The organism is Kitasatospora mediocidica KCTC 9733, assembly GCF_000744225.1.
Lineage (GTDB): Bacteria > Actinomycetota > Actinomycetes > Streptomycetales > Streptomycetaceae > Kitasatospora > Kitasatospora mediocidica.
Map to the genome: position 1 here is coordinate 564873 of NZ_JQLN01000007.1, position 12112 is coordinate 576984.

General features: G+C 76.0%; 10 protein-coding genes. 6 read left to right on the forward strand and 4 right to left on the reverse strand.

Annotation, left to right across the window (positions count from 1 at the left end; genetic code table 11):
- Window positions 1-61 precede the first annotated feature (61 nt).
- The 4 genes from BS80_RS32860 (at window position 62) to BS80_RS32875 (ending at window position 4463) form a co-directional block, all read left to right on the forward strand.
- Entirely contained in the window at window positions 62-814 is a 753-nt protein-coding gene (locus tag BS80_RS32860) for an ABC transporter ATP-binding protein (protein ID WP_051967520.1), read from the forward strand.
- The gene (locus tag BS80_RS32865) at window positions 811-2556 is read left to right on the forward strand and encodes a DUF6297 family protein (RefSeq protein ID WP_198045683.1); all 1746 of its coding nucleotides are present in this window, start codon (window positions 811-813) and stop codon (window positions 2554-2556) included. Before BS80_RS32860 ends, BS80_RS32865 begins: the two co-directional genes overlap by 4 nt.
- Before the next feature lie 183 nt (window positions 2557-2739).
- Window positions 2740-4008 carry a hypothetical protein gene (locus BS80_RS32870; protein WP_157536735.1) on the forward strand — a complete coding sequence of 423 codons (1269 nt, stop codon included), beginning with the start codon at window positions 2740-2742 and terminating at the stop codon, window positions 4006-4008.
- A gap of 122 nt (window positions 4009-4130) precedes the next feature.
- Window positions 4131-4463, forward strand: coding sequence for a hypothetical protein (locus BS80_RS32875; RefSeq protein WP_035804971.1), 333 nt, complete (start codon window positions 4131-4133; stop codon window positions 4461-4463).
- A 9-nt stretch (window positions 4464-4472) separates the two neighbouring features.
- Here BS80_RS32875 and BS80_RS32880 read toward each other — a convergent pair whose 3' ends face one another.
- Window positions 4473-5306 carry a DUF4436 family protein gene (locus BS80_RS32880; RefSeq protein WP_035804973.1) on the reverse strand — a complete coding sequence of 278 codons (834 nt, stop codon included), beginning with the start codon at window positions 5304-5306 and terminating at the stop codon, window positions 4473-4475.
- Between the two features lie 330 nt (window positions 5307-5636).
- Window positions 5637-6467: a sulfotransferase domain-containing protein gene (locus BS80_RS32885; protein WP_051967521.1), complete on the reverse strand. Its 831-nt coding sequence runs from the start codon at window positions 6465-6467 to the stop codon at window positions 5637-5639.
- Between the two features lie 111 nt (window positions 6468-6578).
- Here BS80_RS32885 and BS80_RS32890 point away from each other — a divergent pair, with 111 nt between their 5' ends.
- The gene (locus BS80_RS32890; protein ID WP_198045684.1) at window positions 6579-8021 is read left to right on the forward strand and encodes an MFS transporter; all 1443 of its coding nucleotides are present in this window, start codon (window positions 6579-6581) and stop codon (window positions 8019-8021) included.
- A 47-nt stretch (window positions 8022-8068) separates the two neighbouring features.
- On the opposite strand, the gene BS80_RS32895 is transcribed toward BS80_RS32890, so the two are convergent.
- A complete protein-coding gene (locus tag BS80_RS32895; RefSeq protein ID WP_035804975.1) occupies window positions 8069-9001 on the reverse strand; it encodes an NAD-dependent epimerase/dehydratase family protein in 933 nt (310 codons plus the stop codon).
- A complete protein-coding gene (locus tag BS80_RS32900) occupies window positions 9001-10143 on the reverse strand; it encodes a glycosyltransferase family 4 protein (protein WP_051967522.1) in 1143 nt (380 codons plus the stop codon). Before BS80_RS32900 ends, BS80_RS32895 begins: the two co-directional genes overlap by 1 nt.
- A 705-nt stretch (window positions 10144-10848) precedes the next feature.
- On the opposite strand from BS80_RS32900, the gene BS80_RS32905 reads away from it, so the two are divergent.
- Window positions 10849-12093 (forward strand): YcaO-like family protein, encoded by a 1245-nt coding sequence (locus BS80_RS32905; RefSeq protein ID WP_035804978.1) that lies wholly within the window; start codon window positions 10849-10851, stop codon window positions 12091-12093.
- Window positions 12094-12112: the final 19 nt, after the last annotated feature.

A 12112-nucleotide genomic window follows, 5' to 3' on the forward strand; every position in this document is an offset into this window, starting at 1 on the left:
ACGGGTCTCGGCAGCCGCACGGTTACCCTGGGCGGACGTCCCGTCGAGAGGCACCGTCCTGATGGCCAAGATCCCCGCCGCACCGCGCGCCCAGGCGCGGAAGGCCCTGCTGCAACTGACCGGGGTGAGCCGCTCGTACGGCGACCGCGAGGTCCTGCACCCCGTGAGCATGACGCTGGCCGCCGGTGAGTGCGTCGCGCTGCTGGGTCACAACGGGTCGGGCAAGTCGACCCTGCTGCGGGTCGCGGCCGGTCGCGACCTGCCGACCAAGGGGACGGTCCTGTTCGACGGGATCCCGATGGACGAGAACGACCCGCGGATCCGCGCGCGGGTCGCGGTGGTCGGCGACACGGTCGCCTGCTACCCCGACCTCACGGTGCGCGAGCACCTGCTGCTGGTCGCGGTCGCGCACGGGGTCGACGGCGCGCACGCCTGGGTGGAACAGGTCCTGGAGGACCGGATGCTCGCCGAGCGGGCCGACGCGCTGCCCTCGGCGCTCTCCTCCGGACAGATGCAGGCCCTGCTGCTGGCCTGCGCCCTGGTCCGGCCGCGCGATCTGCTGCTGCTGGACGAGCCCGAACAGCGCCTGGACCCCGAGGCCCGGCGCCGCCTCGCCGACCTGCTGAAGGCCGAACTCGCGGACGGCGTGGCGGTCATGCTGGTCACCCACCACACCGACCTCGCGCTCGACGTGGCCGACCGGGTGGTGGTCCTGGAGGACGGCCGGATCCTGACCCACGGCGCGCCCCGCAAGGTGCTGGCCGCCGAGTTCGCGGCCCGCGAGCGCGCGGCCGCCGCGGCGGGCACCCGGTGACGGGCGGCACCGCCACGGGCACCGCCACGGACGTCCTCGCGGACGGGGCCGAGGCCTGGGCCGAGGCCGACGAGGCGCCCGCCGCGTGGAGCGACGACGAGGACTTCACCGACGAGGCACTCGCCCTGCTGCGCGCCCTGCGCGCCCCGCACCGCCGCAACCGCGCCAAGCAGGTCGGCTTCGCGGTCTACTGCACGCTGCTGATCCTGGTCATCTGGGGCGGCATCCCGAGCCTCGGCCTGTTCCTGCAGGCCTCGATGGGCGCCGACTACACCGGCCACGGCGGCCAGCTGGTCGCTGCGCTGCCCAGCGGCATCGCCGCCGTCGGGCTGGCCGTCATCCTGCTGGCGGTCCGCGACGGCCTGTGGCGCGGGCCGGTCGTGCCGCCCCGGGCGGCGACCGACTGGCTGCTCGCCCACCCGGTGCACCCCCGTCCGGTGCTGCGGCCGTGGTTCTGGCTCTCCTGCGCGCTGGCGGTCTTCCCCGGGCTGGTGACGGCGCTGGGCGGGATGGTCGCGCTCGGGCTGACCAACCGGGTCGGGCTGCCCGCCGCGCTCGGCTGGTGCCTGCTCGGCGGGGTCTGCCTGCCGCTGCTGGCCACCTGCGCCGGGCTGCTGGTGGAGCGCAGCGACCGTGCCGCGCACTGGGTGCGCCGGCTGACCCCGTACGCGGCGCTGCTGGTGGTGGCGCTCGGCGTGCAGAGCGGGCTGGCCGCCGCCGGGCACCCGGTGCACTGGCTGGAGCGGATCGAGTTGTGGTCGGGCCCGTGGGGCTGGGCCGGGATCGCGGCGCTCGCGCCGACGCACGCCGCCGTCCCGGGCGGCTGGGTGGCCGCCGCACTGCTGGTCGTCCTCACCGGCGGCTGCCTGGTGCTGGCCGACCGGGCCGCCGCGACCGTGTCGCTGACCCGGCTGCGCGAGCGTGCCCGGACCGCCGCCGGCGTGCTGGCCGCGCTGCGGACGGTCGAGCTGCGCAGCGCCAAACTGGCCGTGCACAGCGCCTCGGGCAGCACCCGCCGACGCGGGCGGATCAGCCTGCCGGCACCGCGCCGCGGCTGGCTGATCGTGCCGTGGCGGGACGCCACCGCGCTGTTGCGCTCCCCCGCCCGGCTGGGCCGCGCCGTGGTGCTCTCGGTGCCGGCGCAGTTCTGTGCCGTCCTCGCGCACGGCGCGCGCGGCGGACTGTCCTGGCTGGCGGCGGCCGTCGCGCTGGTCTTCGGCTACCTGGCCGTCGCCCAGCTGCTGGAGCCGGCCCGGATCGAGACGGACGACGTCCGCCGGGCGTCCTGGTCGCCGTACCCGTTCCCCGCGCTGATGCTGCGGCACGCGATCGTGCCGATTCTGGCCGGCGTCCTGCTGGCGGCGCTCGGGGCGACGGCGGTGACGCTCGCAGGCGGCGGCCTCGCCGCCTGGCTGGCGCCGGCTGTGGTGCCGGCGCTGATCGGCGCGGGCCTGGTGAACGCCTGCCGGGGCGTGATGCGCCAGGACCTGATGATCTCCACCGGCCAGGGCACCGGCGGCGGGGCCGGCCCCTTCGTGTTCGCCGCCTGGTACGCGGCCGGCCCGGCGGTGGCGGTGCTGGCGCTGACCATTCCGCTGTCGACGGCGCTGCGCAGCGGCGCGCCGGCCGCCGCCGGGCAGGCCGCGGTGCTCAGCCTCACGCTGGCCGTCGCGCTGCTCCGCTGGGCCTGGGGCCGGGCCGCCAAGCTCACCGGCCGCCCACGCCCGGGCACCGCGGCGTAGCAGCGCGGTCGCGGGCGTGGGCGGAAGCGTGGTCGCGGGCGTAGTCGCGGGCACGGTCGCGGGCGTGGGCGGGGGCACGGTCGGGGACGCCGAGCTGCCGGTCATCCCCCTGGGAGGCCGCGCTCGGCGGTCCCGTACGCTCTGGGGGCTCCGGTGTGGAGCAGGGTGGGAAAGGCGTGCGGTATGGGGACCAACGGGGGCTGGCAGATGCCGGGTGAGCAGGGGGAACGTACGGGATCCGGGGCACCGGGCGGCGGGTGGCCCGGCTACCCGGGTGGGCCGGGCTACCAGGGCGGTTACCCCGGCGGGCCGGGAGCCTGGCCCGGCTGGAACGTGGCGCCGCCCGCGCCGATGCCCGGCGTCATCCCGCTGAAGCCGCTCGGCGTCGGCGAGATCTTCACTGGGGTGTTCCGCACCCTCACGCGCTGGGCCGGGCCGGTCTTCGGCCCGGCGGCCCTCGCGGCGGTCGGCGCCGTGATCCCGGTGCTCCTCGCCGGGTTCGTCGCCTACCAGTCGCAGAGCGGCCTGATCGGGGACCTCCGGGCCCAGTCCGACTACGTCCCGACCGGGGGCCAGAAGGCCGGGCTGATCACCGCGATCGCCCTGTTCGCAGCCCTGCTGGCGCTCTGCGCGGCCGCGGTGGGGACCATCGCGACGACGACCAGTACGGCGGTGCTGCGGCACGCGGTGCTGGGCCGCCGGGTCGGCACCCGCCAGGTGTGGGCCGAGGCCCGGCCGCTGCTGTGGCGGGTGCTCGGGGTGAACCTGCTGATCGGCCTGGGCAGCCTGGCGGTCGTCGCCGTCGCGCTGCTGCCCGCGCTCCTGGTGGGCCTCGTCACCGACAACGGCGGCGCCGCGTTCGGCTTCGGGCTGATCGGCCTGCTGCCCGCGCTGGCGGGCCTGGTCTACGCCCGGGTCCGGCTGTCCCCGGTGATTCCGGTGCTGGTGCTGGAGGGGCAGCGGCCGGTCGCCGCGATCCGCCGGGCCTGGCGGCTCAACGAGGGCGCCTGGTGGCGCAGTCTGGGCATCCCTTACCTGGTCAGCCTGGTCGGCTCGATGGCGACACGGCTCGTGTCCGTCCCGTTCACCCTGTTCGGGTTCCTGCTGCTCGGCATGTCCAGCGCGTCCACCGACACCGGGGACGCCGCTGGAGCCAGCCCGGCCGGGCTCGTGCTGTTCCTCGTCAGCATCGCGCTCGGCGTCACGCTGGCCGGCCTGCTCAGCCTGCCGCTGGGCCCGCTGGCGCGGGGGCTGCTCTACGTGGACCGGCGGATCCGGCGGGAGAGCCTGGACACCGTCCTGGCCGCCGAGGCCGGCGTCCCGCTCGGGACACCACCGCCGCCGCCCTTCCCGACCCAGCCGCCACCCGCCGACGGTACGGACCGGCCGGCACCCGCGCCCACCGGCGGCACGGACCAGCCCGCGCCGCCGGCGGACACGCCGCCCCTCTGAGGCAACCTCCCGCCGCCGTACCCGAGGGAAGGTTCAGAGCTTCTCCTGAGGTTCGCCGCGCCCCGGCCGTGCGACGCTGGCCGCGCAGGCCAACCGCCTGCGCACAGGACAGGGGGCGCACGATGGACGGTGGACACGGCGGCGGGGGCGGCGACTTCGGTGGCGACCACGGGGGCGGCTTCGGAGGTGGCCATGGCGGCCATGGCGGTGACTTCGGCGGCCACCACCACAGCGGGCTGCATCACGACGGCGGGCACCAGCACCCCGGCGACGACGGCGGCTGGTTCAGCGCCGTTATCGGCGCCGGTGGCGCAAGCCGGACCGAGAGCGGCGGGAGCGGCGGTTCGGCCCGGCCGGACATCCTCCGGCGCGCGCCCCGCAGTGGGCGGGCGTGGCCGCTCGGGGTGGCCTGCCTGGTGGCGTTCGGCGCGCTCCTGGTCCTGCTGGCCCGCTGACCGGGCCGGTCAGCCGGGGTCCGCCTTCTCGCCCTCCACCTGGGCGCCGCGCACCACCACCGTGGTCAGCGTCACGGCGATGATCGCCTCTGCCCAGAAGAAGGCCGCGTAGTCGAGCAGCGAGCCGATCGGCGGACTGCCCGGCGCCGCGTTGCGCATCCCGACCAGCGCGAACAGGGTGGCCGCCATCCACCCGAGCGAGGGCCAGAGCAACCCGCGCCGCTGGGAGACGATCAGCCAGCCGGCCAGGAAGACCGACAGGGCCAGTGCCCACATCGCGGCCATCATGAACCAGGCCAGGATGAACGTGCTGCGCGAGCGGGTCACCCGCTCGTTCACCAGGACCGCGCCCTCGTCGACCACCTGCTCACTCTTCACCCGGGTCACGAAGAACGGGTCGGCGTCCTGCACGAACACCACCACGGGCACCGGCTTTCCGGCGGCCGTCGCCTGGAACCCGATCAGCGACTCGTAGCCGTCGAACGGGTAGTCCGAGACCGGCCCGCCGGTCAGGCTGAACGGGACGGAGTCGAGCCCGATCCGCTGCCCCGCCGGGTAGTTCAGGTCGGCGGCCCGCTGCAACGAGGTGGTCTCCACCTTCAGCGCGGCGGCCGGCACCAGCGGATTGCCGTCCGCCGCCAGCGCGCCCTGCGCCTCCACCAGCACGCCCGCCGTGAGGACCAGCCCGGTGGCGTCGACCTTCTGCACGGTCACGTCGATCTGCAGATAGTCCCGCCCGGTCTCGGCCCCTGCGACCTGCTCCTGCGCCCGGCTGGACCGCTCGTTGAGGTACAGCACGATGCCCGTCGCACAGAACGCGGCGATCAGCAGCAACGCCAGCACCTGCTGCCACCTGCGCCTGCGCCGCCGCTCGGCGGGCGTGGGGCCGGGCGTGGGGCCGGGCGCGGCGGGACGCGGCCTGCGCGCCCGGACGCGGACCCGGGGCCGTGCACGGCCGACCGAGGGTAGCGACGGTAGCGACGGTTTCGAGGGGGACATGGCTCAGCCCACACACTTTCGAACAGTGAAGACCAACGGGACACCCCCCGCCCGCCACCCTCCGAGCCCCGCTCCCCCAGCACAAGATCATCCACCGGACACAACCCACCCGGCGGTACCGCGCGGGCGCGTCGTCGGCTCGCGTCAGCGGCCGTCAACTCCCGTCAACTGCCGTCAACTGCCGTCGGCAGCCAGGGCGGCCGGGTGCCACTCGGGGACCAGATCGCGCCGGACGAGCTGGTTCACGTAGGCGATCTGGTCCGGTGAGAGGTACTCCCGGAAGCCGCCGACGACACCGCGGCGGGTCTTGAAGGACTCCGGGTCACCGGGGACGGCGGGGCGCAGGCGTTCGGAGCGCAGGGTGTCGGCCAGCTCCATCGCGCGCATGTTGCCGAAGTCGGCGAAGTCGACGGCTGTGCGCAGCGCCTGGGGGTCGACGGGTGGCAGGCCACAGAAGTCCAGCACCCGGGCGAGTTCGCCGACCGGGTCGGCCGCCAGCCGCTCGTAGGAGGTGAGCAGGAAGGAGGCGGGCACGTGGCGGCTCGCGTGCCAGATGTTCCAGAAGGCCAGGCAGGTCTTCACACTGCCCTGTTCCTCGGTCAGGAAGTCGGCGAGTTCGCCCGGGTAGGGGTTCTCGGAGCGGCGGGCGCTCTGGAAGTAGCGGGAGACGGCCGTGTCGCGCAGGTCGCGGACCAGCAGGACCACCTTGCGGTCGCGGTAGAAGCTCTTGTCCCGGGAGAGCTCGGCCGGGGTCCGCCACTCGACGCGGTCGTCGTGCCAGAAGACGATCCGCGGGACGGCGCTGTCGGCGTCGCTGAAACCCGTCAGGACCAGGTCCTCGCACAGCTCCATCGGGAGGCGGCGGCCCTCGGAGATCGCCTTGGCCATCAGCACCCGCAGCCAGGTCCGGCCGCACTTGGGGAAGGAGATGACGTAGACGTCGCCGTCCGCGTCGACGGGCTTGACGGGCTTGACGCTCTGCGCGGGGGCGCGGTGGGTGGTCACAGTGCCTCATTGTCGGCAGCGGTCATCGGCCGGGCAACGAGGCGTGCGGGTGGGCCAGTCCGGCGGCCAGCGCACTCCAGGGGCGCGCAGTTCGCGGCGCACGCCGAACGGGTGGCGTTCACGCCCGCCCGTGTCGCCCCGGCCCGCAGAGCCGTTCTCCTGCTGGGGCCACGCGACCGGGCCTCCCGGGCGGCGTTCGCGCCCGCCCGGCCGCCGAACGCGGACGGGCCGCACCGGGCCCGGGCCGGGAAAGGACGCCGGCTGTTGCCCGCGCCGCTGCTCAGTGCACCCCGCACCGTCCCGCCCGCGCCCGGGCGCCCGCGCCGGACCGCGCGGCAGGCCTTCGCCCCGCTCGGCCGGCCCGCCTTCCGCCGCTACTTCGCCGCCCGGCTGCTGAGCTGGACCGGGACGGCCCTCGCCCCGGTGGCGCTGGCCTGGGGGGTGCTCGGACTGGGCGCCGGGGCCGGCGGGCTCGGCGTGGTGCTGGCGGCGGACACCGCGCCGCAGCTGCTGCTCCTGCTGGTCGGCGGTGTCGTCGCCGACCGCTGGCCGCGCACCCGGGTGCTGACCGTGACCAATCTGGCGTGCGCGTCGGCGCAGGCGACCGCCGCGCTGCTGCTGGGCACCGGCGCGGTCGCGGTCTGGCAGCTGGCCGGGCTGGCCGCCGTCTGCGGGACGGCGGCGGCGTTCTCGGTCCCGGCGGGCTCCGGAATGCTGCCGGACCTCGTCCCGGGCGCACTGCGCCAGGAGGCCAACGCGCTGCTGAAACTCGCCCAGACGACGGTCAAGGTCGGCGGCCCGGCGCTCGGCGCGGCGGTGGTGGCGCTGACCTCGCCGGCCTGGGTGATCGGCTGGGACGCGGTGACCTTCACCGGCGCGGCGTTCCTGCTCGCCGGCCTGCGGCTGCCCGCCCGGACCGAGGGCTCGCGGGAGCGAGGGGCGGGGTTCCGCGCCGAGTTCGCGGACGGCTGGGCGGAGGTCCGCTCGCGCCGGTGGTTCTGGGCACTGGTCCTGCAGTCCTCGGTGGTGGTGCCGCTCTGGCTGCTCGGCTACCAGCTGCTCGGACCGGTCTACGGGCAGCGGGAGTTGGGCGGGCTGGCGGGCTGGGGCCTGGTGGCCGCCGGGTTCGCCGGCGGGCTGCTGCTGGGAGCCGCGCTCGCGCTCTGGTGGCAGCCGGCCCGGGTCGGCGTGGTCTCCTGCGCGGGGACGGCCGTCCTCGCGCTGCCGCTGTCCCTGATGGCGACCGGCGGCTCGGCACCGGCGCTGGCCGTCGCCGCCGGGGTGACCGGGGCCGCCGGGGCGCTGTCGACGGTCGTGTGGACCTCCCTCGTCCAGGAGCGCATCCCGGCCGACCGGCTCAGCCGGACGCTCTCGTACGCGGCGCTCGGACAGCTCGCCGTCCTGCCCTTCGGCTACCTGCTGGCCGGTCCGGCGACCCGGCTGCTCGGGCTGCACACCACCCTCGGCGCCGCCGCACTGCTGATCGCACTGGCCGCCGTCCTGCCACTGCTGCTGCCGGACGTCCGGGGACTGCGCGCCCACCGGGCTGAGTAGGCTCGCGGCGCCGGCGCCGTAAGGCTCAGGCGACGGCCCGGCGCCACTCAGCCGCGGCGCTCACGCGCTCCCGCCATCGCCGCCAGGCCGTCGTGCAGCTCGGTACGTGGCCGGAAGCCGAACTCCCGTGCGGCCAGCGTGATGTCGGCGGAGGTGTGGCGGGCGTCGCCCGGGCCCTCGGGGTGCAGTTCCAGGGCGACCGGGCCGATCACCCGCTCGACGGCCGCGATCGCCTGCTTCATCGAGACCGGGGAGCCGCCGCCGAGGTTGGCCACCCCGGTGAAGCGCGAGCGGACCGCGTCGCGCATCGCGCCGACGACGTCCCGCACATAGGTGAAGTCGCGGGTCTGCTCGCCGTCGCCGTACAGCGGGAACGGCTCGCCGCTCGCCGCGGCCGCGACCAGGCGGGCGAAGGCCATGTCGGGTCGCTGGCGCGGCCCGTAGACGGTGAACAGCCGCAGCGAGGCGCTGGGCAGGCCGTACGCGGTGCGGTAGAGCTCGCAGAGCTGCTCGCCGGCCAGCTTGGTCACCCCGTACGGCGAGACCGGGCGCGGGCAGGTGGTCTCGGGCGTCGGGCTGCGGAGCGCGTCGCCGTAGACCGAGGAGCTGGAGGCGTAGACGAACTTGCGCAGCGGCCGGCCGCGCGCCGCCTCCAGGAGCGCCTGGGTGGCCAGCACGTTGCGGCTGGTGTAGAGGGCGAACTCCCGTCCCCAGGACGGTCGGACGCCCGGCTGGCCGGCCAGGTGGTAGACGGCGTCCACGCCGTCGAGCAGGGCGCCGAGGTCGGCCGCGAGCAGGTCGGCGCGGTGGAAGGTGAAGGCCGGGGAGGCGGCCGGGACCCGCAGGTTGGCCTCCTTGAGCGCCGGATCGTAGGAGTCGGTGAGGGAGTCGACGCCGACCACGGTGTCACCTGCCGCCAGCAGGTGCGCGCACAGGTGCGAGCCGATGAAGCCGGCCGCGCCGGTCACCAGGGCACGCATCAGAAACCCACCCGCACCGAGCTGCGCAGCCGGGCGGGCAGCACCCGGTCGACCCGGGCCCGCCAGGTGTAGCGGTCGAGCAACTGCCGCCTGGCCTCGGCCCCGAGGGCCTCCCGCAGGTCGTGGTCGTCGGCCAGCCGGGTGATGGCGCGCTCCCAGGCGGCGGTGTCGGCGGGCGGGCAGAGCAGGCAGTTGACCCCGTCCACCAGCACCTCGCGCAGCACCGGCAGGTCCGAGGCGATCAGCGCCTTGCCGTGCGCCATGTACTCGAACATCTTCATCGGCGAGACCCAGCGGCTGATGTCGCCGATGCCGCCCGCGCAGGCCACCTTGCGCTGGTAGGGCGCGAGGACGAGATCGAAGGCGCGGTAGTAGGGGTGCAACTCGGCCGGTGGGCGGTGCCCGTGGAAGAAGACGTTGGCGCCGTGCGGCCGACCGCGCCAGTGCGCGAGGTCCTCCGCGGTGCCGCCGACCAGGTGGAAGTCGGCGGCCGGGAGCCGGGTCGCGAGGTCGAGGATGACGTCGGTGCCCCGGCCCGGGTACAGGTGGCCGACGTAGCCGATCTTCAACGCGCCCGGCCTGCCCGGGAGTTCGGCGCTCTCGCCGATGGACGGGGGCGGGTCGGCGCAGTCCGAGGCCGCGACCAGGTCGACCCCGGCGCGGGCGGCGAGCCGGGGGAACGCCCGGCGGTAGTCGTCCGCGAGCGCCTGCGAGACGAACACCACCCGAGCCAACCCCCGCGCCCGAAAGAGGAGTTGCTCGATCGCGCGGACCGTCCGACTGGCCCACAGGATGTGCGTCTCGTACACCAGCGGCGCCAGCCGCGAGGCCAGCAGCAGCGCGCGCAGGTCACGCCCGTAGAGCAGGTCGGGCACGCCGTCCCGGCGGACCTCGCGCCGGACCCGCCAGGCGCGGATCCACCAGCCCAGCACCGGGACCGACGGCAGCGGGACGGTGCGCACGGTGAAGCGGTTGCGGGTGCCGTAGTACGCGTGGACGTCCTCGGCGGGTGCCGAGCCCGACAGGGCGTACAGCACCACCTCGTGCCCGGCGTCGGCGAACGCGTCGCACATCCGCATGACGTGGACGCCGTTGGCGTAGACGGACGGAATGCTGCCCGAGTGCAGGTAGGCGATCCGCATGGCTGGTGACCTCCGGGACGGGACGGTGACGGCAGCGGGCCGATGCGGTGACCTGCGTGATCACGGCGACTCATGCTGTCTCCCCCGGGGCCGCCGCCACAACGGGGTCCGCCATGCCGGCCGCAGCACCGCAGGGCGCACGGCGGCGCACGGCGGACCGGCCACAGGCGGGTATCGGCCAGTTTTCGACCGCCCGGGAGGGGCACGGACGGCTCGCCCAGCGGCTCCGGCGGACCTCCCCGGTCCCGGCGGACCCAGCAGCCACGGGACCCACCGACGCCGGAGCGCTCAGCGGGCGGAGCACGGCCGCCCGGCGGTGTCCGGTTCCGCCGGGCCCCGGGGCGGGCACCGTGGTGGGGCCGCCCCGGCCGGGGTAGTTGTGGACCGGGCGTCGGCCGGCGCTCCGTCGGGGCGCACCGCACGCAGGCCCCGGCCCGGGAACAGCAGAGACAACGGAGAGCCCTCATGGAGAACCACGACATCGAGCAGATCATCGACGAACTCCCCGAGTTCGCCCTGATGGTCGACCTTCCCGACCAGGACTGACGCGCGACCGCTCCCGGCCTGTCGGCCACCGCGGGCACGGCGGACCGCCGCGTACGGCTGATCCGCCGCGCCCGCATCCCGGCCGCCGCCCGCACCCCGGCCGCCGACGAGCCCCGCACCGGCCCGACTCCCCCGCCCCCGACCCGCTGGAGCCCGTCGATGCCCCTGCCCGTCCCGCACTCCGCGCCGACCGAGCCGGACCGAGCCCTCGGGAAGCCCGCGGAGCGCTGGTCCGCGCAGGTCTTCCAGCCGTTCCCCGCCGAGCCACGGCTCCTCTTCGGACGGGTCGCGGCGCGCAGCGCGTTCTTCGGACGGACCGGCAGCACGGGCGGCGAACGGGTGCTGATCGGCAGCTCCGCCGGGACCGACCCGGGCGAGGTCGCGGTCCGGGCCCGCGGCGAACTCCTGGAGCGGATGGGCAGCGTACTGGCCGGCCGCGAGGCGGAGCAGGCACCGACCGTCCAGGCCAGCCACGCGGAGCTGCGGCGACGCGGCGACGCCGTGCTGGACCCGGCACCCTGGTCCGGCGCGGACAGCCGCGCGGCCCGGCAGCTCTGGGTGCCCGGGCGCTCCCTGCTCTCCGGCGACGAGATCCTGGTGCCGGCCGGGCTGGCGTTCCTGCAGCACCGGCCCCCGGCCGGGTGCGCCGTGCCGAGTCGCAGCGGTTCGACCGGCCTTTCCGCCCACCCGCGGCGCGCCGCCGCCCTGGCGCACGCCGCCCACGAGGTCCTGGAGCGGGACCTGCTGCGCCGCAGCTGGTGCGCGCCCGCCCTGTACCCGCCCACCGCCCATGCCGTGCGCTGCGAACTGCCGCCCGCCGTGGTCCGATTGTGCGAGGAACTCGGCCTGCTGGCCACCGCACTGACGCTGCCCACACCCGCCCCCGGCGCCTGCGCGGTGGCCGTCTGCCTGCACACCGCCGACCGCCGCGAGCAGAGCTTCGGCGCCCGGTTCGGGCCGACCGGGCAGCGGGCCGACCTGCTGGCCAGGGCCGCGTACGAGGCGCTGATGGTGCGCTGGAGCATGACGACACCGGCAGCGCTGCGCGCCGGGCAGCGGCTCAGCGTCACCGGCGTACCGTCCGACGCCGTCGACCACGCGCTGTGGGCGTTCCATGGCGGCCAGGACGCCCTCGCCCACTGGCTCGGCGACACACCCGTCGGCGGGCCGACCACACCACTCCCCGACCCGGGCGACGGGAGCGCGAGCACCCCGGACGACCCGGACGACCCGGTACGGCTGCTGGCCGCGTACACCGGTCAGGACGTGGTCGCCGTGGAGTACGCCCCCGCCGCCCTCCGGGACGAGGGCCTGGCCTTCGTCCGGCTGCTGGCCCCCGGCGCCCGGCCGCTGCCCAGCGCGAGCCGGACCGATCCCGGCGTCCCGCCGCACCCGTTCGGCTGACCCCCAGCCCCACCCGCCG

Coding starts and splice junctions, on each gene's coding strand:
- BS80_RS32860 (WP_051967520.1), top strand. CDS start 62: ATGGCCAAGATCCCCGCCGCACCGCGCGCCCAGGCGCGGAAGGCCCTG.
- BS80_RS32870 (WP_157536735.1), top strand. CDS start 2,740: ATGGGGACCAACGGGGGCTGGCAGATGCCGGGTGAGCAGGGGGAACGT.
- BS80_RS32875 (WP_035804971.1), top strand. CDS start 4,131: ATGGACGGTGGACACGGCGGCGGGGGCGGCGACTTCGGTGGCGACCAC.
- BS80_RS32895 (WP_035804975.1), bottom strand. CDS start 9,001: ATGCGTGCCCTGGTGACCGGCGCGGCCGGCTTCATCGGCTCGCACCTG.
- BS80_RS32900 (WP_051967522.1), bottom strand. CDS start 10,143: ATGCGGATCGCCTACCTGCACTCGGGCAGCATTCCGTCCGTCTACGCC.
- BS80_RS32905 (WP_035804978.1), top strand. CDS start 10,849: ATGCCCCTGCCCGTCCCGCACTCCGCGCCGACCGAGCCGGACCGAGCC.